The organism is Mesorhizobium sp. M0496 (assembly GCF_040321205.1).
Classification (GTDB): domain Bacteria; phylum Pseudomonadota; class Alphaproteobacteria; order Rhizobiales; family Rhizobiaceae; genus Mesorhizobium.
This window is the reverse complement of sequence record NZ_JAMYRC010000008.1, coordinates 20,798-40,365: the sequence shown is the minus strand read 5'-3', so window position 1 is coordinate 40,365 and position 19,568 is coordinate 20,798. Positions and strand designations below refer to the sequence as shown.

22 protein-coding genes are annotated in these 19,568 nt (G+C 62.4%); 13 read left to right on the top strand and 9 right to left on the bottom strand.

Features of this window, described 5'->3' with window-relative positions; genetic code table 11:
* Positions 1 to 21 precede the first annotated feature (21 nt).
* The gene (locus NKI73_RS10170) at positions 22 to 1,074 is read right to left on the bottom strand and encodes a DUF1176 domain-containing protein (protein ID WP_352629102.1); all 1,053 of its coding nucleotides are present in this window, start codon (positions 1,072 to 1,074) and stop codon (positions 22 to 24) included.
* 138 nt (positions 1,075 to 1,212) lie between these two features.
* On the opposite strand from NKI73_RS10170, the gene NKI73_RS10165 reads away from it, so the two are divergent.
* A complete protein-coding gene (locus NKI73_RS10165) occupies positions 1,213 to 1,719 on the top strand; it encodes a DUF1993 domain-containing protein (protein ID WP_352629100.1) in 507 nt (168 codons plus the stop codon).
* A 61-nt stretch (positions 1,720 to 1,780) separates the two neighbouring features.
* Here NKI73_RS10165 and NKI73_RS10160 read toward each other — a convergent pair whose 3' ends face one another.
* Positions 1,781 to 1,945 (bottom strand): hypothetical protein, encoded by a 165-nt coding sequence (locus NKI73_RS10160; RefSeq protein WP_352629098.1) that lies wholly within the window; start codon positions 1,943 to 1,945, stop codon positions 1,781 to 1,783.
* 408 nt (positions 1,946 to 2,353) lie between these two features.
* Between NKI73_RS10160 and NKI73_RS10155 the strand changes: the two genes are divergently transcribed.
* From NKI73_RS10155 to NKI73_RS10145, 3 genes are all read left to right on the top strand, one after another.
* Positions 2,354 to 2,836 carry a hypothetical protein gene (locus NKI73_RS10155; protein ID WP_352629096.1) on the top strand — a complete coding sequence of 161 codons (483 nt, stop codon included), beginning with the start codon at positions 2,354 to 2,356 and terminating at the stop codon, positions 2,834 to 2,836.
* Positions 2,837 to 2,953: 117 nt separating this feature from the next.
* A complete protein-coding gene (locus NKI73_RS10150; RefSeq protein ID WP_352629094.1) occupies positions 2,954 to 4,021 on the top strand; it encodes an aldo/keto reductase in 1,068 nt (355 codons plus the stop codon).
* Between the two features lie 50 nt (positions 4,022 to 4,071).
* Positions 4,072 to 5,337 carry a cysteine desulfurase-like protein gene (locus NKI73_RS10145; protein WP_352629092.1) on the top strand — a complete coding sequence of 422 codons (1,266 nt, stop codon included), beginning with the start codon at positions 4,072 to 4,074 and terminating at the stop codon, positions 5,335 to 5,337.
* A gap of 18 nt (positions 5,338 to 5,355) precedes the next feature.
* On the opposite strand, the gene NKI73_RS10140 is transcribed toward NKI73_RS10145, so the two are convergent.
* From NKI73_RS10140 to NKI73_RS10120, 5 genes are all read right to left on the bottom strand, one after another.
* Entirely contained in the window at positions 5,356 to 6,384 is a 1,029-nt protein-coding gene (locus NKI73_RS10140) for a histone deacetylase family protein (protein WP_352629090.1), read from the bottom strand.
* Positions 6,381 to 6,899: a GNAT family N-acetyltransferase gene (locus tag NKI73_RS10135; RefSeq protein WP_352629088.1), complete on the bottom strand. Its 519-nt coding sequence runs from the start codon at positions 6,897 to 6,899 to the stop codon at positions 6,381 to 6,383. Before NKI73_RS10135 ends, NKI73_RS10140 begins: the two co-directional genes overlap by 4 nt.
* Before the next feature lie 210 nt (positions 6,900 to 7,109).
* Positions 7,110 to 8,039: a 3,5-dioxohexanoate:acetyl-CoA acetone transferase gene (gene kce / locus NKI73_RS10130; protein WP_352629086.1), complete on the bottom strand. Its 930-nt coding sequence runs from the start codon at positions 8,037 to 8,039 to the stop codon at positions 7,110 to 7,112.
* Positions 8,040 to 8,043: 4 nt separating this feature from the next.
* Positions 8,044 to 9,423, bottom strand: coding sequence for an aminotransferase family protein (locus NKI73_RS10125; RefSeq protein WP_352629084.1), 1,380 nt, complete (start codon positions 9,421 to 9,423; stop codon positions 8,044 to 8,046).
* A 1-nt stretch (position 9,424) separates the two neighbouring features.
* Positions 9,425 to 11,065 carry a N,N-dimethylformamidase beta subunit family domain-containing protein gene (locus NKI73_RS10120; RefSeq protein ID WP_352629082.1) on the bottom strand — a complete coding sequence of 547 codons (1,641 nt, stop codon included), beginning with the start codon at positions 11,063 to 11,065 and terminating at the stop codon, positions 9,425 to 9,427.
* A 156-nt stretch (positions 11,066 to 11,221) separates the two neighbouring features.
* Here NKI73_RS10120 and NKI73_RS10115 point away from each other — a divergent pair, with 156 nt between their 5' ends.
* The 3 genes from NKI73_RS10115 (at position 11,222) to NKI73_RS10105 (ending at position 13,242) form a co-directional block, all read left to right on the top strand.
* Positions 11,222 to 11,470: a ParB N-terminal domain-containing protein gene (locus NKI73_RS10115; protein WP_013532091.1), complete on the top strand. Its 249-nt coding sequence runs from the start codon at positions 11,222 to 11,224 to the stop codon at positions 11,468 to 11,470.
* 269 nt (positions 11,471 to 11,739) lie between these two features.
* On the top strand, positions 11,740 to 12,225 hold the full coding sequence (locus tag NKI73_RS10110; RefSeq protein WP_352629080.1) for an SRPBCC family protein: 486 nt from the start codon (positions 11,740 to 11,742) through the stop codon (positions 12,223 to 12,225).
* Between the two features lie 60 nt (positions 12,226 to 12,285).
* Complete coding sequence (locus tag NKI73_RS10105) at positions 12,286 to 13,242, top strand: alpha/beta fold hydrolase (RefSeq protein ID WP_352629079.1); 957 nt, start codon at positions 12,286 to 12,288, stop codon at positions 13,240 to 13,242.
* A gap of 72 nt (positions 13,243 to 13,314) precedes the next feature.
* Here the strand turns inward: NKI73_RS10105 and NKI73_RS10100 are convergent, their stop codons facing one another.
* Entirely contained in the window at positions 13,315 to 13,674 is a 360-nt protein-coding gene (locus tag NKI73_RS10100) for a 2OG-Fe(II) oxygenase family protein (protein WP_352629078.1), read from the bottom strand.
* Positions 13,675 to 13,780: 106 nt separating this feature from the next.
* Complete coding sequence (locus NKI73_RS10095; protein ID WP_352629077.1) at positions 13,781 to 14,344, bottom strand: isopenicillin N synthase family oxygenase; 564 nt, start codon at positions 14,342 to 14,344, stop codon at positions 13,781 to 13,783.
* 117 nt (positions 14,345 to 14,461) lie between these two features.
* Between NKI73_RS10095 and NKI73_RS10090 the strand changes: the two genes are divergently transcribed.
* The 6 genes from NKI73_RS10090 (at position 14,462) to NKI73_RS10065 (ending at position 19,557) form a co-directional block, all read left to right on the top strand.
* Positions 14,462 to 14,860, top strand: a complete 399-nt coding sequence (locus NKI73_RS10090) for a GFA family protein (protein WP_352629075.1) — start codon at positions 14,462 to 14,464, stop codon at positions 14,858 to 14,860.
* A gap of 153 nt (positions 14,861 to 15,013) precedes the next feature.
* Positions 15,014 to 15,211 carry a hypothetical protein gene (locus NKI73_RS10085; protein ID WP_352629073.1) on the top strand — a complete coding sequence of 66 codons (198 nt, stop codon included), beginning with the start codon at positions 15,014 to 15,016 and terminating at the stop codon, positions 15,209 to 15,211.
* 184 nt (positions 15,212 to 15,395) lie between these two features.
* On the top strand, positions 15,396 to 16,268 hold the full coding sequence (locus NKI73_RS10080; protein ID WP_352629071.1) for an undecaprenyl-diphosphate phosphatase: 873 nt from the start codon (positions 15,396 to 15,398) through the stop codon (positions 16,266 to 16,268).
* Between the two features lie 71 nt (positions 16,269 to 16,339).
* Entirely contained in the window at positions 16,340 to 17,128 is a 789-nt protein-coding gene (locus NKI73_RS10075; RefSeq protein ID WP_352629069.1) for a phosphodiester glycosidase family protein, read from the top strand.
* Between the two features lie 181 nt (positions 17,129 to 17,309).
* Complete coding sequence (locus NKI73_RS10070; RefSeq protein WP_352629067.1) at positions 17,310 to 18,374, top strand: glycoside hydrolase family 25 protein; 1,065 nt, start codon at positions 17,310 to 17,312, stop codon at positions 18,372 to 18,374.
* 217 nt (positions 18,375 to 18,591) lie between these two features.
* On the top strand, positions 18,592 to 19,557 hold the full coding sequence (locus tag NKI73_RS10065; RefSeq protein ID WP_352629064.1) for a DUF3592 domain-containing protein: 966 nt from the start codon (positions 18,592 to 18,594) through the stop codon (positions 19,555 to 19,557).
* The last annotated feature ends 11 nt before the right edge of the window (positions 19,558 to 19,568 follow it).

Here is a 19,568-nt window from a genome sequence, read left to right as displayed (position 1 = left end):
CCGCGGGAAGCCCGTACGGGCTCACGGCGGAGTGTTGTAGTCGACAACCGTCTGCGGATTTTCCTCGCCGTCATAGGACGCATCGACGTCGAACTGGACCAGCGAGAAATTGCCATTCCGGAACAGATATGTCCCCGCGTCGGACGCATCGCCGATGCCGCGCCATTTGTTGAACGTGGTGATCGTGTGGGCATTCTCGTCATAGTCGGAATTGACCGCCCAGCCGGTCGTCTGGAAACCGATGATGCTCATGCCCAGTAATTTGCCGTCGCTGTCATTGTTTTCGTAGCGGATGTCCATCTTGGGTTCGGCGAACTGCAACTGCTGTACGCCCGAGACCTCGTCGGTCATGTAGTAGATCGAGCTTTCATTATAGGCTGCGGCCGAGCAGGAAAAATGAAACAGCCGCGTTTCCTTGTCAGGATCGCCGGGCTGCGCATTCTTGTCCTTGTACTTGATCGAAAAGACCTCCGGCTCATCGGCCAGGAATTGCTTGTCGCATTGGTCGCCATACGTCGCCAGAAACGCCTTCTTGGCCTGTTCCAATGCCGTGTCCTTCTTCGGCGGCGGCGGCCCGTCGCCGCAGCTTGGCGGCAACGCCTCTTCGAAATCGGCGGTGGAGGGTTTAAGCGCGCCTTTTTCGATGTGGATCGGATCGAAGGGCGGCGCGGCCTGGATCTGGGCATTCACCTGGCGCAGCGTATAGCAGCCGGCAAAGACCTTCTCGCCGCCGCTCTTGTCGGTGGCGCGGATGGCGACCGGGACGTTGTAGAAAATGCTGCCGGCCGCACCCTCGTCCGAAACAGCACCGGTGGCGACCTCGACCTTGTCTGTGCCGTCATAACCCTTGACGAAACTGTCGAAATCCTTTGCCGGCTTCGTATCGCCGAAATAGCCCCAGGCGCGGGCGAATTCGTGCCGGCTAATGGCGCTGTAGAGCGAGCGGACGACCGCATCGGCGCTCGACCGGTCGTCGACATAGGGCGCTTCGGGTGCATCTTCGGCGGCCAATGTCGTCTGGCCGATCGGGGCAAGGGAGAGAAAGGCAGTCGCTGCGAGAAGGGCGCGTCTCATCGGGAATCTCCGCTCGATAGGAGATTCTACTATGGCGATTGCGGCAACGTGGTGACGCAGCGCCGGCGGTCTTGAAGAATCGTGCGCGAAGGCGCTACGTCGCGTCCGCTGGCGTTCGGCCGGACAGGGAGATTTGACGTGACGATATCGATGTATGAGGCATCCGTGCCCGTGTTTTCGGTCAGGCTGAAAGCGCTTTCCAATGTGCTTGCGACCGCCGAACAGAATGCGCTTGACCGCAAGATCGACCCGCAGGTTTTTTTGACGGCGCGGCTAGCGCCAGACATGTTCGCCTTGACCAGGCAGGTGCAGATCGCCACCGATCATGCCAAGGGCGCGCCGTCGCGGCTCGCCGGCCGTGAGGTGCCGAAATACGAGGACAATGAGGCGAGTTTCGCCGATGTCCAGGCCCGCATCACGAAGACCCTGGATCTTCTGGCGTCATTTTCGGCTGCCGAGTTCGACGGCTCCGACGACAAGATCATCGAATTGAAGCTTGGTGGACGCGAAAGCTCGATGCCCGGCATGCAGTATCTGCTGCATGTGGCCATGCCCAACTTCTATTTTCACCTCACCACTGCTTACGACATCCTTCGCCACAATGGCGTGCCGTTGGGCAAGGCGACGTTCCTGGGCGCGCTGTAAAGGATTGAGGTCTTCGAGATGTCCCGGACTGATCCGGGACATCTGACGACTCCGACGGCAGTTAGCGAATGGACATTTCGCGGGCAATGCGCGGAAAATCGGCGGGTTTGATACCGATGTCAGCGCGGTCGGCACTGCTCATCGAATGAAGCAGTGCGAGCGCCGAACGGTATCTCAGATGCTCCTGCGGCCGCGGCCGGGCGAACATTTCAGTGAAGAAACCCATGATTCAAGCCCCTTAATTGGTCCTCCACAGCCGCCAATATAGGTGAATCGTGACAATTGTGCAGTGCAGCATTTGCATGCCTGCCATGTCTTGGCGAATTTCTTTCGCCATTTCCCTAATCGACAGAAACTTTTGCGCGACGCGCATCGTAGCCTTGAATGCTGGCTACATGGCCGGTTTTTCCTCGCCACTCCTGGCGAATTCCGGACTGCATGAAAGTGCAGTCCGGCTTTTTGTGTTGGGGTTGAGGAGGCTGAAGAGGCCGAAGAGGCTAGCCTGCGCGACGGCTAAATTCGTTAAGATCGGTGGCATGCATTTTTAACGAGCCGGCTCTAAGCTCTGAGGCTTGCACGGTCGGGCAAGGGGGAGGCTGACATCGCTACTGGCGCCAAGCGGGATTTCGCTTCGTTGCTCGACGACCTCTTCGTCGCTTCCGACAGGGGCGGCGAGATTGGGAGAGACGGGATTGAAGAGGCCGGCGCTCGTCCATCCATCCCGTTCGACTATCTCTCGGTGGCCGATGAACTCCATTCCGGCCGTATCAAGGTTTCTGGCAGCAGCTTTGCCAGCGAATATCGCGAGGCCGGTGCCGATCTGGCGACCGAATTCGCCGCCTTGCTCGATCATGCCAAACTGGCTCTTGCCGGCGAGGAGCCAAAGCCTGAGGAAAAGCTGCCGCCGATCGATCCGGAATCCATCGCGGTCGAACTTGGCCTCAATCAGCCCAAGCAAATCGCCGATTTCGGCCGCATGCGCCGCAGCTTTGCCTTTGCCAACCATCCCGACCGTGTCGCCCCGCATCTGCGCCAGCGCGCTATGATCCGCATGCAGGTGGCTAACATGCTGATCGACGAGGCCAAGCGGCGTGCGGTGGCCGGCGCTCGCCGCTAAACGCCGCTGGTTCACGCAAAAGTCGGCCTGGCGAGGCTTGGAGAGTGCCTCTGCTTTCCGTAGGATGGGCTTACTCCCCGCGCAGCCGCGCACGCTTTTCCTCCGGAGCAGAATTCCATGCACAAACGCCGTCTCGGTCGGACCGATCTTCTTGTTACCCAGATCTGCCTGGGCTCCATGACCTGGGGCCAGCAGAACACCGAGGCCGAGGGCCACGCCCAGATGGACCTCGCCTTTTCACGCGGCGTCAATTTCATCGACACCGCCGAACTCTACCCGATCCCGCCCAAAGCGGAGACGCAAGGGCGGACCGAAAAGATCATCGGCAGCTGGATGAAGGTCAACCGCAACCGTGACAAGGTGATCCTGGCCTCCAAGGTTGTCGGCCGCACGGCCAACAGCTGGTTTCGCGGCGACAGGCCGTCGCAACTGGTGCGCGCCGATATTTTTGACGCCATCGACAAGTCGCTGGCCAAGCTCGGCACCGACTACATCGACCTCTACCAGATCCACTGGCCGGAACGGGACATTCCCTGGGGCGCCAATTCGACGCGCATCGGCGCCGTATCGCCGCGCGCCGATTCTGTCGGCGCACCGGCCGACGAAACACCGATCGCCGAGACGCTTGCCGTGTTCGACGAACTGGTGAAGGCGGGAAAGATCCGCCATTTCGGCCTGTCGAACGAGAGTTCCTGGGGCGTGATGCGGTTCCTTGCCGAGGCTGAAAAGGGTATTGGCCCGCGCGTCGCGTCGATCCAGAACGCCTACAATCTCGTCAACCGCACCTTCGAGGTGAACCTCGCCGAGGTCTGCGAGCGCGAGCAGGTGTCGTTGCTTCCTTATTCGCCGCTGGCGCAGGGTTATCTGACCGGCAAATACGATCATGGCGCGCGCCCGCAAGGGTCGCGCTCGCAGCTGTTCAATCGTGGCCAGCGCTATGAGACGCCCAACGCGGCGCAAGTGCAGCTCGAATACAATGAGCTGGCGCGCGCCTTTGGCCTGGAGCCGGCATTGTTTGCCAATGCCTATGTCTCAAGCCGGCCCTTCGTCACCTCGAACATCGTCGGCGCGACGACCATTTCGCAGCTCGACCTAGCGCTGTCTTCCGTGGAAATCGTCTGGACCGAAGAGATGCAGAAGGCGGTGGATGCGATCCACCAGCGGGTCGGCAATCCCTGTCCTTGAACGGATTGGATGTGGCCGAATACTCGATAATTCCAAGTGAGCGAGCGACAATGAATTTTCCGGTTGAGACAGTGCGTGAAAAGTTTCCGGCTCTTTCCCTGACCGACAAGGGCCGTCGCCGCATCTATCTCGACAACCCTGCCGGCACGCAGGTACCACAGCCAGTGGCGGATGCGGTGTCGCGCTGTCTTTTGACCACCAATGCCAACCTCGGCGGCTATTTCGAAACGACGATTGCCGCGCAAGCTGTCGTCGACGTCGCGCATCAGGCGATGGCCGATTTCCTCGGTGCGGCGAGCCCCGAGGAAATCATCATCGGCGCCAATATGACGACGCTGACCTATCACATGTCGCGCACGCTCGGCCGCACCATGCAGCCCGGCGACGAGATCATCCTCACCCGTATGGACCATGAGGGCAACGTCTCGCCCTGGCTGCAACTGGCCGAGGATCTCGGGCTCGTCGTGCGCTGGCTGCCGTTCGATGAAAAGAGCTGGCAGGTCGAAGAGGCAACGCTGGCTAGCCTGCTTTCAGGCAGGACGCGATTGGTCGCCTTGAACTATGCCAGCAACCTGACCGGCTCGATCAACCGGGTGAAGGCGCTGACCGCCATCGCGAAACAGACCGGTGCGCTGGTGTATGTCGACGCCGTGCAGTTCGCTCCGCATGGCCTGATCGACGTCAGGGAGCTCGACTGCGATTTCCTGATCTGCTCGGCCTACAAGTTCTTCGGTCCGCACATGGGCATTTTGTGGGGGCGGCGCGACGTCATCGATGGCCTGAAACCTTACAAATGCCGCTGCTCGTCGAATGGGCTGCCGGAGCGGTTCGAACTAGGCACTCCGCAAATCGAGTTGATGGCCGGTCTCACGGCCGCGGTTGACTACTTTGCCGACCTTGGCGCGGCAGCGGGCGAGGGTGGATCGCGAAGGCAGAAGATCGCCAAGGCATTTGAAGTCTCGATCGCCTACGAAAACCCGCTGGCGCAACAGCTGATCGATGGCCTGTCCGATATCGAGGGCTTGACGATCCACGGCATCACCGATCCGAAGCGGATTGGCGAGCGCGTGCCGACGGTGTCCTTCACCGTCGACGGCATCGTGCCGGAGACGATCGTGCGGCAGATGAACGCCGAAAACATCTTCCTATGGTCCGGCCACAACTACGCCTGGGAGATCGTCCACCAACTCGGCATTCCTGCCGAGCAAGGCGTCGTGCGTATCGGCATCGCCCACTACAACACTACAGCCGAAATCGACGAGACGTTGGAGAGCGTGCACCGGGTGATCGCCATGCTCAGGCAGCAACGACCCTGACGCACTGTCGCAACGAGGTCACCGCGTCTTTCCGCCGAAGCCGGTGAGGAACGCGGTGAGATTGTCGCCGAGTTCGTCGCAGAGATAGCCGCCCTCCTGGACGATGACCGTCGGCAGGCCGAGCTTTGCGATGGCCTCGCCGATGCGCGAGAAGCCAGGTGTCGTCACCGAAAGTCCGCCGAACGGATCGCCTTCGAACGCATCGAGGCCGAGCGCCACGACCAGCGCGTCTGGCGAAAAGGCACGGATGCGCTGGAACCCCACCTCGAGCGCTTCCAGAAACAACGCGTCGGCGGATTTACGCGGCAAGGGCAGGTTGAAATTGTAGCCGAGGCCAGGCCCTTCGCCGCGCTCGTCGGCATGGCCCCAGAAGAACGGATAGAAGCGCACCGGATCGGCATGCAGCGAGACGGTCAGCACATCCGGCCGCGCGTAAAAGATGCCTTGCGTGCCATTGCCGTGATGCAGGTCGACGTCGAGGATCGCCGCCCGCGACGCCGTCCTGCGCAAGGTCTGTGCGGCGACCGCCGAATTGTTGATGAAGCAGAAGCCGCCGGCGACATCGGCAAAGGCATGGTGGCCGGGCGGGCGGCACAGCGCGTAGGCGGCCGGCGCGCCTGCCATCACCGCTTCAGCGGCTTCGACCGCGCTCCAGGCACTCCACAGCGCGCTCTGCCATGTCTCGCCCGAGATCGGGCAGGCGGTGTCGGCCATGTGATAGCCGGCCTGACCGACGGCCGAGGCTGGATAGGAGCCGTTGCGCGCGATCGGGTGGATGTTGGGGATCACTTCAGCTGAGGCACCGTCGATGCGCTGCCAGCGCGTGTAGATGTGCTCAAGAAAGTCGAGATATTCCGGCGTATGCACTGCCGCGACCGGACCGAGCCCATGATTGCGCGGCCGGTCGATGGCACAGCCGGCAGATTTTGCGCCGGCTAACAATCTCTCGACGCGTTCAGGCTGTTCCGGATTGGGCTTCGCGGCACCGCTCGACAGGAAGGCCTTGGGATCGTGGCGCTTCTGTTCCTCCGCATAGAAGGCCTTCATACCTGCTCCCCATTTTCGGCCGAGTCGGCGAAGGCAAAGAAGGCCTGGCCGATGATCTTCTGCGTCTGTTCGTAGCTCGACCAGGCGATGCCCAGCCTTTCATAGAACGCTTTGGCGCCCTCATTGTCGGTATCGACGGATAGTCGGAGATAGACGCCGCCTTCTCTCCGGCACTGTGCCGCGACGTGCCGCAGCAGCCGCTCGCCGATCTTGCGGCCGCGAAAACGGTCCTCGACATAGAGGTCCTGCACATAGACACCAGGCCGCCCCATCCAGGTCGAAAAGATGGGGAAATGCAGGCAGAGCCCGGCAAAGTTGCCGCCGACTTCGGCGATCAGGGTGGAGAAAGCGCGTTTCTCGCCAAAGCCGTAAGTTCTGAGATCGTCATGCGTCGAGATGATCTCCTCGGGCGCGCCGATGTGGGTGCCGAGTTTCAGGATCGCCGCGTGGATAGTTGCGACGTCGTCGATATTGCCGGGACGGAGGACGATTTCGTCTGCTGTTGGGCTGGTCAAGACAGGTATGGCGCCAAGGCACCCCCCTCTGTCCTGCCGGACATCTCCCCCTCAAGGGGGGAGATCGGATATTGCCACGGCTTTCGCCAATCATCTGCGTTGTAGGATGGACGGCGAGATAGAAGCTGCCAATCTCCCCCCTGGAGGGGGAGATGTCCGGCAGGACAGAGGGGGGCGGGACTGGACACTACCATCTCAATCAATCACATCTCAAAACGCCACTCGGTCGCCGCCCTTGAGCGCCAGCATGTCGCGCGCTTCGGTGGGTGTGGCAACCTCCAGCGACAGCCCATCGAGGATGCCACGGATGCGGCGCACCTGATCGGCATTGGATTTCGCCAGCTGGCGGCCGTCATAGAGACTGTCTTCCAGCCCGACGCGAACATTGCCGCCCATGGCCGCGGCGATCGAGATCAGCGGCATCTGCTGGCGGCCGGCGGCCAGCACCGAGAACTGGTAGCTGTCGCCGAACAATTTGTCGGCGATCCGCTTCATATGGACGAGATTGTCGGGATCGGCGCCGATGCCGCCCAATATGCCCAGCACGAACTGGATGAACAGCGGTCCCGACACCAGGCCCCGATCGCGGAAATGCGCCAGCGAATACAGATGGCCGACATCGTAGCATTCGAATTCGAAGCGCGTGCCGCAGCCCTTGCCCAGCCTTTCCAGCACGCCTTCCATGTCGGCGAAGGTGTTCTTGAAAATTGTATGCCGCGTCGCTTCGAGCAGCTGCGGCTCCCATTCGTGCTGCCATTCCCGTGGCTTGTCGAGCATGGGAAACAGCGCGAAATTCATCGAACCCATGTTGAGCGAGCACATTTCTGGCTCGGCGCGCAAAGGGGCAGCCAGCCGCTGATCCAAGGTCATCAGCGACGAGCCGCCGGTGGTGATGTTGATCACCGCATCGGTCGCCTGCTTGATGCGCGGCAGGAACTGCATATAGACGTCCGGATCGGCGGTCGGGCGGCCATCCCTGGGGTCACGGGCGTGGAGATGCAGGATCGATGCACCGGCCTCGGCCGCCGCGATCGCGTCTGCAGCGATCTGGTCCGGTGTCACCGGCAGATAGGGCGACATCGACGGCGTGTGCACCGAGCCGGTGACGGCGCAGGTGATGATGACTTTTCGCGAGGCCATGCTCTTACCCTTCGACCGGCAGGTCGAGCTCGGAGGCTAATGCCTCCAGCGAATCGCCGATGATGGAAATGATCTCGCCGAGCTGCTCCCTGGTGACGATCATCGGCGGCGCGACCATGAAATTGTCGCCGTCGACGCCGCCCTTGACCTTGCGGCCATAGATGATCAGCCCGCGCTCATAGGCGAGGTCGAGCAGCCGTTGCGTGGCCTTCTTGGTCTGGTCGATCGGTTTCAAGGTCTCGGGATCGGCAACCATCTGGGCGCCTGTGAGCAGGCCCTTGCCGCGTACGTCGGCGATGAACGGAAACCGCTTGGACAGCGCCTTCAGCCCATCCATCAGCACGTCGCCCATGGCAGCCGCATTGGCGATCAGGTCGAGCCGATCCATTTCGCCAAGGACAGCCAGCCCGGCAGCGCAGGCCAGCGGGTTGCCGGCATAGGTGTGGCCGTGCTGGAAGCCGCCTGAGGCAAGCAGCGGCTGCACCAGCCGCATCGGTGCGGCCAGCGCGCCAAGCGGCGCATAGCCGGAGCCTAGCCCCTTGGACAACGCGACGATGTCGGGCTTGCAGTTCCAGTGGTCGCCGCCGAGGAATTTGCCGGTACGGCCGGCGCCGCTCATCACTTCATCATGGATGAGCAGGATGCCGTAGCGGTCGCAGATCTCGCGGATGCGTGGATAGTAGCTGTCGGGAGCCACAAGCGCTGCGGTCGCAGCACCCCCGATCGTCTCCATGATGAAGGCCACCACGCTGTCTGGACCTTCCGCCAGGATCTTCTCCTCCAGCATGTCGGCATAGCGGATGCCGCGCTGTTCCATCGAAAGATTGTCGCGGTCGCGCCAGGCATCCGGCGCCGGCACGGTCGGCATCACCCGCATCATCGGCTCGAAAGTTTCGGCCAGCGCATCGTCGCCGGTGATCGACAGCGAACCCAGCGTGCCGCCATGATAGGACGGGAAGCGCGTGATCACCTTCCAGCGGCTGGCCTGTCCGGTGGCGACGGCCCATTGCCGCGCCAGCTTGATGCAGGATTCGGTCGCCTCCGAGCCGCCCGAGACGAAGAAGATGCGGTCCATGCCTTCCGGCAACTTGCCGGCCAGCTCGCGTGCCAGTTCTTCGGCCGGCTCGTTCTCGAAATGCAGGCGGTAGGCGAAGGTGGCGCGGTCCATCTGCCGCTTCATGGCATCCAGCACATTGCGGTTGGAATGGCCGATATTGGCGACCATCGGGCCGCTCGATCCATCGATGAAGCGGCGGCCGTCCTGCGTCCACATATAGATGCCCTCGGCGCGGTCGATCAGCGGCCGGCGCAGGCTGGACAGATAGAACAGATGCGATTCTCGCCGGGCTTCGGTGTCTTGAGCGGCGATCTGGACTTTCGACATGTCAGGACTTTCCGAGGTAACGATCGAGGACATTCTTGGTAACGCGTTCGACCATCGGGTCTTGTCGTAGCAGGCCGGCGACCCATTCGCAGCTTCCGGCGTGGAACACCTCGCCCTTGCCGCGCGGGAAGTTGACGATCATGCCATTGCCGCGTTTGACTTTTTCCAGATTGGCGTCGCTCCTGTCGCCAAATAGCGTTTCTGCGGTGAAGCGGCCGTCCTCGTCGGTGAGGAACTGGTCCTCGATCGGGATATCGGCGCTTTCCTCGACCTGGGATGCCATGCCGACGGCGAGAACCTGGAGGCCTTCGGGCGCGCCGCTGGTCGCGGTCGGATAGGGCAGGCCGCCGCGTATCTCGAAGTCGAGCCCGTCGACCTCATAGCCATAGACATGGCTGTCGGCGCCCAGCAGGTCACCGTAGTAGATGCCGGTGCCGGCGAACGCCCAGTGTTCCGGCCGGTAGACCGGGAAGCCACGCACGCCGCGCGGCGCGCAGCCGCCCCAGCCGGCATAGAGGCCACGGGTCGCGTTGAGCCCGAAGGTCGCCGCACCCGGCCGGCCGATTTCCGGCGCCTCCCAGGAATTGGTGGCGCGGGTGACGTCACCACTGCGATAGGCTGGATCCTCGGCGCGGGCGCGGTATTTGTAGCAGACCTGCCGGCGGCCCTCGTCCTCGAACCGCGTCTGCCACATGAAATTACCGGCAAAGCGTGCCGCGTGGCCGCCGCGCTCGACATAGTTGTCAACCGCATCGCGCATTTCCCAGGTCCAGTACTCGTCATGGCCGACGAAGACGGCGCAGTCATAGCCGTCGAGAATCTCTGGCGAAACATGCAGATCGTGCTGACTAGCGAGATCGACTTCATAGCCGGCCCGTTCGGCGAAGCGGAAGAAGTGGCTGTCATAGCTGGCCCAGCCCGACGACGCGTATTTCTTCGAATGGCCGGTGGCGAGCGCCCATTCCATATGCGGATAACGCGGCACCGTCTTCGGCGGCACGGCGACTTCCAGCGGCACGCGCGGCGCATCCTTCGGCAGCACGACGAAGCCACGACACCAGGGGCGTTGTGTCGATACGATGGGCGAATACTGGTTGCGATCCGGCCCAGTGATGCCCTGGTAATGGTTGGAGCCGCCCCAGGTGTTGTAGGCGAGCCAGGTTCCCGTCGCCGCCACGTGCAGCACGCGGCCGGATTTCTTGCCGGGCAGGGGTGCGACGATGAAAATATGGTGGCATTGGATCGGCTTGCCGTCACGGCCGTCGGCGGTCAGCGTCACCCGGTAGGCGCCGGACGGCCAGTCGTTCCCGACACGGAACTCGAAGGACGCGTCCCAGCCGCACCCTTCTGCTGAGCACTGGTCCGGCGTGTCCTGCCAGCGCGCCGCGATGTCCGCCTGCTCGAACACTTTCGTCTCGGTGCCGCCGTCGCGGACGATTGCAATGTTGAATCGCGAGGCCGTCGAACTGACGTGCAACGCCACCGTCTCACCAGCGCGATAGGAAAACCGGTCACTGTAGCACCAGATCTCGCCGCGCTCGCCATCCATCTCAGGCCATTCGTAATAGTGGCCGCGCACCGCGTGCCGGCGCTGCTCCGGCGTCAGTCCGAAATCGGGAAATTCGGTCGGCAGTTGGGTCATGAACACCGGAGAAGTTCGAAGGCCGCCATTTCGGCGATCTGCCGGTCCAGCGTCAAATGGAAACGATCGGGCCAGCATTCGTTAGCCGCGCCCTTGGCCCCCGAGGTCAAAGAGACTATCTCCACACAGGGCGGCATTTCCGCCACGGGGGTCGGCATGCTCAGAGTGCAAAAGGTCAAGGTCGACGAGATCTACGTGCCGACGGCGCGCAAGAAGACGTTGCATCCCGAGACCGTCCGCCATCTGGCCGAGGACATTCTGGAAAACGGCATGAAGACGCCGATCCAGGTCCGCCACGACGGCAAACGCCATATCTTGGTCGAAGGCCTGCATCGGCTGGAAGCGGCAAAGTGGCTCGGCGAGACCGAGATCGAGGCCTATCTGGTGCAAGCCAAGCGCCACTGACACGTCGATAGAACATCCAGTTTCTCGATCAGACATGCTGCTTTGATAAGCCGAATGCCTCGGCGTTTGGCGGAAACGCGCCCGTCGCTTCGCCATCCTCGGGTCTCCGCGACGGAGCTGCGCTCCCGCTTCGCCCGTGGATGACGAAGGTGGGTGACGCTTCGGGCCAATCGAGACGGTGCTGACATTTTTTCGCCGGCGGTGTCGGTTTGCGGTTCATCGGCTCGTCCTTGGGACGGAAGCCAGATCAAACGCACACCGAGGACATCATGACCACCAAGCTCGACATCGCCCCCGCCAATGACCGCGAACTGGTTCTCGGCCGCATCATCGATGCGCCGCGCGAGAACGTCTATCGCTGCTGGACCGATCCGAAACTGGTGACGCAGTGGTTCTCGCCAAAGCCGTGGACGACACCGCGCGCCGAAATGGATGTGCGCACCGGCGGCTCGAGCCTAGTCGTCATGGCTGGCCCCGACGGCAATGAATTCCCCAACCCCGGTGTTTTCCTAGAAGTCATCCCCGGCAAGAAGATCGTCTTCACCGATGCCTACACAGAGGCTTGGGAACCGTCGGAAAAGCCATTCATGACCGGCGTGCTGACCTTCGAGGACGAGGGGACTGGCAAGACCCGCTACATCGCTCGGGTCAGGCACTGGAGTGTCGCCGACCGCGAACAGCACGAGAAGATGGGCTTTGACGAGGGCTGGGGCCAGTGCACCGACCAGCTCGAAGAACTCGCCAAAACGCTTTGATCAACCAAACGGTTTGATCAGCAAAACGCTTTGATATCGGCAGGACGCGAGGAGATCGATATGTCCAAAACCCTGTTTTTCGCCATTTTTGCTTCGGCCGCAGTGCTTCTTGGCTGCCCGGCCGCCACCCATGCAGAGGAGACAAAGTCCGTCATGACGACCGCAACGAACGCACTGCCGAAGCCGGAAAAGTCCGGTCTGCTGCCGATCAACGGCCTGAACTACTACTATGCCATCTACGGCAAGGGCGAGCCGCTGCTTCTGCTGCATGGCGGCCTCGGCACAACGGACATGTTCGCGCCGATCCTGCCGAAATTTGCCGAAAACCGCACGGTCATCGGCGTCGACCTGCAAGGGCATGGCCGCACCGCGCTTGGCGACCGGCCGTTCAGCGTGGAGGCGATTGGCGACGACATGGCAGCCATCGTGAAGGCGCTTGGCTACGACAAGGTCGACGTCATGGGCTATTCGCTGGGCGGCGGCGTCGCCTTCCGCATGTCCGTCCAGCATCCCGAAGCGGTGCGCCGGCTCGTCCTGGTGTCGACCGGCTACGCCGCGGACGGCTTCTACGCCGAGATGCGCGGCCAGCAGGCGCAGGTCAGCGCGGCGGCGGCCGATTTCATGAAGGACACGCCGATGTACAAATCCTACGTGGCGGTGGCGCCACGTCCGCAGGATTTCCCGAAGCTGCTCGACGCGCTCGGCAACTTCATGCGCCAGGAGTACGACTACTCAGCCGACGTCGCCGAGCTGAAGATGCCGGTCATGCTGGCCTATGGCGACAGCGACATGTACCGGCCCGAGCATGAGATCAAGTTCTACCAGATGCTCGGCGGCGGACTGAAGGACGCCGGCTGGATGCGCGAGAACCTGTCGCAGAACCGCCTCGCGATCCTGCCCAACCGCACCCACTACGACGTCTTCTTCGCTCCCGAGCTGACGGCCGCGGCACTGCCGTTCCTCAACGGCGAGACCAAGGTGAAGACCTGGGACGAAGTGGTCAGCGAAACGGAATAGGCTTGCCTGCTAATCGGCTGTCGGTCGTCTCCCACGAGGCGGCCGGCAATGTTTTGTGCCCTATAGCCGTGCCTATGAAGCCCTCGCCCGGCGCGGCTGCCTGAGATGCTTGATGCCGCTCATCTCGACGAAATTCGTCGCCGCGTCCCAGAGATAGTCGCCGTAGAAAAACGGCTCGAAGGGTTCCGGGCCGCTCAATGGCAGCGGCGCGATTTCGGCGTCGACACGCGGTTCGTAGAAGAACGGAATCGAGAAGCGCGCCGTCTTCGGCGCAATCACCCGGTGCCGCGTTGCCCGGATGCGCCCGCCGGTCCAGCGTTCCAGCAGCTGGCCGAAATTGACCGCCAGCGTACCGTTGGCCGGCGGCACATCGATCCATTCGCCGGCAAGGGTCTTTGCCTGCAAGCCCTCGACGCCGTCCTGCGCCAGCAAGGTGACGAAGCCGGAATCGGCATGCTCGCGGCCGATGATGGTGCGCGTCTCGCCCTTGTGAACAACCGAAAACTCCGGCCCGCTGGTGTCGACCCCGGCATTGGCGTCACGCAGGGGATAGCGGATCAGCCGCAGCGTCGAGATGCCATGCTCGAAATAGGCATCGAAAATGGTTTCCGGCAGGCCAAGTCCGCGGGCGATTCGAGCGCATCAGCGCGTTGCCCACCGCCTCCATAGCGCGGTAGTAGTCCGCTGCCGCCGCGCGCCAGCCGGGCAGGGCGTCGTCGGCCGGCAAGGGCGTCGGCTCGCACAACGGATCGTCGGAAGCCGGGGTGCGCGCCGCATGGGCGAGGTCCGGCCCCATGTCGATGCCTTCCTTGTAGGAAACGGCTGTCGGCTGCAGCGGGAACCAGCCGCGATAGACATTGTTTTTCGTGCGGTCGAAATTCCAGCGCAGCAGTTGCTGCTTCTCGGCGTCGGCAAGCGAGAAGATATGCAGCACTTGTGCACGTTTGTCCGGCGTCAGCCAATCGTCGCCGGGAAAGTCCCGGACCGCCATGAAGCCGATGCCAGCGGCCGCCGCCATGATCCTGGCGTCGGTGCGGTCGCGAGCGGGCGAGGGCGGCCCGAACAGGTCCGCAATGCCGATGGTTTCGATGTCCTGCGTCATGACTTCAGTCCTACCCGCATCACCATAATCGATGGCGTTGTATCAAAGCTTTTCAATTGACCCAATCGGTCCCGCCGCTACCTTGCCGCCTATTCTCTCCAACAATGGATCCGGGCGATGGCAAGATATGAGGGCGGATGCCTGTGCAAGGCGGTGCGCTACCGCACGGACGCAACCCCGATCAACGAGCGCATCTGCCATTGCCGGGTTTGCCAGAAGGCGATCGGCGCCGCCTTCAACGCACGCGTGCTGTTTCGCATCGACGATTTGACGGTCGACGGGCCGCTGGCGACGATAAACTCCTCGCTGGAGCTCAAGCGCGGCTTTTGCCCGAGTTGCGGCACGACGATGTTCTCCCGACGCGATTCCGCGGGCATCATCGGCGTCACCACCGGTTCGCTCGACGATCCGACCGCTTTCAAGCCGCAAATGCATATTTTTACGGCCTCGAAGCAGCCCTGGCTGGTGCTCGATGACGGCCTGCCGCAATACGAAGGCGCCCCGCCGCCAGGCTAGTTTTTTTCCTTCTCCCCTTGAGGGGAAGGAAGAGCGCAAGCCTGAACAAAATTTAATCCAAATCAACACGAGATAGCCGGCAAAGCGTCATTGGCGAGCCATCATTGTCTCCCCATTTAAGGGTCGCGGGCACGGCATTCGAGGAGACGACGGATGAACGACAGCATCAGCACCCTGGACGAGCTTTTGAGCGATCCGATGGTCCTGCTTGTGATGGAGCGCGATCGTGTGCGCCCTGAACAGGTGCGCATGCTGCTCGAACGGGCTCGTCGGCCTTCCATCGATGAACCTGTCGTTCCGCCGGCGCATGTGATCGCCAGGGCATGCCAGAAACTCTGGCTTTGCCCGTAATCGCGTTGCGATTTTCCCTATGAACCTCAAACCGGCCCAAGCTGGGTCGGTTTTCAATCGCGCGCATTTCGCCGCACCAGCTTACAAATCCGTAAATTGATTATCCTGCCCATGACGATAAGGCTTGCCCGACCGATATTGGTCGGTCCGCGCAGACCCGATCTCTCATGCATGGAATTCGACATTGGCTGACATCTGCACTCAAGGCCTGGACACGGGCTTTGTCGGGTTAGGGTATGCCAAGGTGGCGTTCCTGGGCGTGGTGCAAGGCATCACCGAATTGCTGCCGATTTCCTCGACCGCCCATATGCGCATCGTGCCGGCAGTGCTTGGCTGGCAGGATCCGGGTTCCGCCTTCTCCGCCGCCATGCAACTCGCGGCCCTTGCCGCGGTGGTCAGCTATTTCTGGAGCGATGTCAGGGACATCCTGTTTGGTTCGCTCGATGCCCTGGCGCGACGCGATTTCGCTGACCGGCATTTCAAGCTGGCGCTGTGGATCGTGCTGGCGACGATCCCGATCGTCATCGCTGGCGTCGCGCTGTCGGGCCTGCTCAACGCCTGCAATTCGCCGCTGCGCAGCCTGACGGTGATCGGCTGGGCCTGCATCGCCATGGCGATCCTGCTGGCGCTGGCCGAGATTTTTGCCCGCCACCGGCGCACCATGGGCGAAGCCTCGCTGACTGATGCGCTGCTTGTCGGTGTCGCCCAGATCGGCGCGCTGATTCCTGGCGTGTCGCGCTCGGGCTCGACCCTGACGGCGGCACTGGGGCTCGGCTTCAAGCGGGCCGAGGCGGCGCGCTTCTCGTTCCTGCTTGGGCTGCCGGCGATTGCGCTGGCCGGCCTCAAGGAGCTTTGGGAACTGCACAAGGTCCATCTCGACGCCCATGGCTGGTCGGTCCTTGCCGTCGGGCTGGTCGTCGCCTCGATCTCCGCCTTCTTCGCCATATGGGGGCTGATGCGCGTACTGGAGCGTTTTTCGGCCTGGCCGTTCGTCATCTATCGCGGCGTGCTCGGCGTCGTCCTGCTGCTGGGCGTGGCCATGGGCTGGCTCGTTTAGGGCACTTTCACAGTATCGCTTGAAACGGGCTATATCCGTACCGGACCCCGAATCTGGATTCCGGTACGCGCATGGATTTCTTCACCCTTCTGCAATCAGTCCCACTGCTGCTGGCGCTGGCCAAGGGCGCGCTGCCGTCGGTGGCGGCCTTCGGCATGGGGTTTGGCCAGTGGGTTGCCTCGCTGCCGCCATGCCGGGACTTCGCCTTCGAGGCGACCAGCTATCTCGTGTGCGAGGTCGATCCGAAGCGATATCAGGTCGAGTTGTTCTGGAAGGATCCGGCGGGCAAGCCGTTTCAGTCGCTGCACAATCTCACTGCCTCGCAGGAGGCGGCCGGGCGCACGATGCTGTTTGGCATCAATGCCGGCATGTATCATCCGAACCTCGCGCCAGTCGGTCTTTATGTCGAGCAGGGCCAGGAAATGGCTTCTGTGAAGACGGGGTCGGGAAGCGGCAATTTTTCCCTGCAGCCGAATGGCATTTTCTACATGCGCGACGGCAAGGCTGCGGTTCGCGCCACCAGGGATTTCGTGAAAAGGCGTCCGCCCGTCGACTATGCGACGCAATCCGGGCCGATGTTGGTGATCGACGGCCGACTGCATCCGAAATTTCAGGCCGACGGCACCTCGCGAAAAACACGCGACGGGGTCGGTGTGCGCAAGGATGGCGTCGCGGTCTTCGCGATTTCGAACGGCACCGTGACCTTCCATGCCTTCGCCCGTCTTTTCCGCGACGCGCTCGGCTGCGACAATGCGCTGTTCCTCGACGGCACGATATCAAGCCTGTTTGCGCCTGCCATCGGCCGCAATGACGACTACTGGAATCTGGGGCCGATGATCGGCGTTTTCAGGAAGCCCTAGCGGCTTTGCCGACCCCACAAGGCTGGCCGATCCCTTGCACGGAGAGCCAGATTTCGCTGTTTGGCCTACGTGAAAAAAATTGATTCAAACTTTATTGGTAATTTCTCATTCATAACTGATCCGGTTTGTCCGTCGGCTGTCGCTTTGCCCTCGGTCTGTTGTGTTTTGAGTACAGGTCCAGATGCGGATTCCGGGCGCCATCAGTTTCTTGATCGCATCGCTATGCCTTGCCGGCTGCACGTCGACGGCCGGCGTCGACGCGCTGGATTTGCAGAAACCGTCCAGCGAGACCACGAGTTCCGTGATCCGGCCGCCCGCACCTATCGCGGCAGTGCCAGCGGCAACGGCCAGACGAGCGCCAAGGGTCGAAATGGCGCCGGTGGACGAAAGCCCCCGGCCTTTCGGACTGGCGGAGGAAGAAACGGTGGCGCTTTCAGCGCCTGAACCGTCGGACAGCGTCGAGCCGTCAATCGAGCCGGCGGCCCTTGTGTCGCCGCCGAGGCTGCTGAGCCGCGCAGCGCCGCCGATGCTTGCCGGGCCGCTTACCCGCTATGGATTTCGCGATGCCAAGCCGATCAATTTCGGCAAGGCTTCGCCCCGCCATCTTGCCGTGCACGGCGTCGACGTCTCGCGCTGGCAAGGCAACGTCAACTGGGACAAACTGCGCGCCCAGGGCGCCAACTTCGCTTACATCAAGGCGACCGACGGTGGCGACCACCTCGATCCGATGTTTACCAGGAATTGGCGCAATGCCGACGCCGCCGGCCTGAAGCGCGGCGCCTACCACTTCTTCTACTGGTGCCGCACGGCCGGCGAGCAGGCCGACTGGTTCATTCGCAACGTGCCCAGGGTCGAAGGCGCTCTGCCGCCGGTGATCGACGTCGAGTGGAACGGCGAATCCAGCTGCAAGCGGCGGCCTTCGCGCGAAAAGGTGCTGGAGAAGATGCAGGTGTTCATGGACAGGCTGGAGCGCTACTACGGCCAGCGGCCCATCATCTACACCGCGCCCGATTTCTATCGCGACAATCTGCGCGGCGCCTTCCTCGATTATCCGTTCTGGCTGCGGGCCGTGGCGCGGCACCCGTCAAAAGTCTACCCCGACCGCAAATGGCTGTTCTGGCAGTATTCCGGCTCCGGTCTGTCGCATGGCGTCACCGGCCGCATCGACCTCAACGTCTTCCACGGCGACGAGCGGCAGTGGCGTGCCTGGGCCGGCGGGCGGGTTTCCGTCGCCGAAGCCGACTGACGCAGTCCACTAGGCCCGGCGTCCTTCGCTCTCCCTGATCTCAGCCGTCCGGGCGATCGCGAAGAATGGAACACGTTCCTGGCTGTGAGGCCGTCATGACGCTCCGCGGGCTGTTGCTGTTTGCGCTGCTCAGCCCTTTTGGATTTTGAGAATATACAAGACATTGCCGTCGCCTTGCTGTCTATGTTCAGGTTCCTGCACTCCGGGGGGAGACGAGTTGGAACTCAAGATTATGCTTGTCGGCTTTGCCTGCGTGGTCGCCGGCATGTTGTCGCTCATCACCTTCCTGAAATGGCGAGAGGTGAAGGCACTCAGCCGCTGGTTGCCGGCGCCGGGAAAGATCATCTCTTCGCGCGTCGAAGCCCGTGAAGTGAGGCGCTCGGGCGTTGGCTCGGACAGCACTGATACCACCGAAATGCGCAATTTTCCGGCGATCACCTTTGAATACAAGGTCGGCGGTAAGAAATTTCAAAGCTCGCGCTACAGCGTGCAGGAGAATCTGGGAAATTTCGAGGTCAAGGAGACCCTTGCGCAGTTTCCCCGCGGCGCGGAAGTGACTGTCTTCTACAATCCGGCCGATCCGAGCAAAGCCGTGATCGAGCGTACCATGCCCGAAGGCGCTTTCAAGTTCATGGTCCAGCTTTCGGCGGGGCTGGTGATCGGCGCGCTGGTGCTGGTGTTTTCGGTCGGCGGTGTCCTGGAGGCGATCGGCCCGCATCTGCCCAAGCCGCAGAACCTCGGCGCGGGAGCGCTGCTGCTGTTCATGGGCCTGTTCGCCCTGCGCATGGGCTTCGCCCAGAAGTCGCTCGCCGACCAGGCGGCAAAATGGCCCGTCGCCGCCGGCCGCATCGATGCCTCGGGCCTGCAGGCGCTGCGAAGCCATTCAGGCTATCGACGATGGCGCACGGTCTTCAAATCCCGCATCGTCTACTCCTATGGCGTTGCCGGCCAGCGCTACAGCGCCGATCGTGTGACCTTCGGTGCCACCGTGACGGCTTCGCTGCCCGGCCTCGTCGGCGGTCAGGCACGGCAGTATATCGAGGGCAGCAAGGTCGACGTGCACTATGACCCCGCCAACCCCGGCTCGGCCGTGCTCGAATGCCGGGTGCGCGGGCTCTGGCTGCTGTGGGTCTGTTCGGCTGGCTTTCTCGGTGGCGCCGCATTTCTGGTCGGGCTGTTCTGAGGCGCCGGACC

Excerpts from the sequence above, each read along its gene's own strand:
- NKI73_RS10170 (WP_352629102.1), bottom strand. The coding sequence starts at position 1,074 with ATGAGACGCGCCCTTCTCGCAGCGACTGCCTTTCTCTCCCTTGCCCCG.
- NKI73_RS10160 (WP_352629098.1), bottom strand. The coding sequence starts at position 1,945 with ATGGGTTTCTTCACTGAAATGTTCGCCCGGCCGCGGCCGCAGGAGCAT.
- NKI73_RS10150 (WP_352629094.1), top strand. The coding sequence starts at position 2,954 with ATGCACAAACGCCGTCTCGGTCGGACCGATCTTCTTGTTACCCAGATC.
- NKI73_RS10145 (WP_352629092.1), top strand. The coding sequence starts at position 4,072 with ATGAATTTTCCGGTTGAGACAGTGCGTGAAAAGTTTCCGGCTCTTTCC.
- NKI73_RS10140 (WP_352629090.1), bottom strand. The coding sequence starts at position 6,384 with ATGAAGGCCTTCTATGCGGAGGAACAGAAGCGCCACGATCCCAAGGCC.
- kce (WP_352629086.1), bottom strand. The coding sequence starts at position 8,039 with ATGGCCTCGCGAAAAGTCATCATCACCTGCGCCGTCACCGGCTCGGTG.
- NKI73_RS10125 (WP_352629084.1), bottom strand. The coding sequence starts at position 9,423 with ATGTCGAAAGTCCAGATCGCCGCTCAAGACACCGAAGCCCGGCGAGAA.
- NKI73_RS10120 (WP_352629082.1), bottom strand. The coding sequence starts at position 11,065 with ATGACCCAACTGCCGACCGAATTTCCCGATTTCGGACTGACGCCGGAG.
- NKI73_RS10115 (WP_013532091.1), top strand. The coding sequence starts at position 11,222 with ATGCTCAGAGTGCAAAAGGTCAAGGTCGACGAGATCTACGTGCCGACG.
- NKI73_RS10110 (WP_352629080.1), top strand. The coding sequence starts at position 11,740 with ATGACCACCAAGCTCGACATCGCCCCCGCCAATGACCGCGAACTGGTT.
- NKI73_RS10105 (WP_352629079.1), top strand. The coding sequence starts at position 12,286 with ATGTCCAAAACCCTGTTTTTCGCCATTTTTGCTTCGGCCGCAGTGCTT.
- NKI73_RS10095 (WP_352629077.1), bottom strand. The coding sequence starts at position 14,344 with ATGACGCAGGACATCGAAACCATCGGCATTGCGGACCTGTTCGGGCCG.
- NKI73_RS10090 (WP_352629075.1), top strand. The coding sequence starts at position 14,462 with ATGGCAAGATATGAGGGCGGATGCCTGTGCAAGGCGGTGCGCTACCGC.
- NKI73_RS10085 (WP_352629073.1), top strand. The coding sequence starts at position 15,014 with ATGAACGACAGCATCAGCACCCTGGACGAGCTTTTGAGCGATCCGATG.
- NKI73_RS10075 (WP_352629069.1), top strand. The coding sequence starts at position 16,340 with ATGGATTTCTTCACCCTTCTGCAATCAGTCCCACTGCTGCTGGCGCTG.
- NKI73_RS10070 (WP_352629067.1), top strand. The coding sequence starts at position 17,310 with ATGCGGATTCCGGGCGCCATCAGTTTCTTGATCGCATCGCTATGCCTT.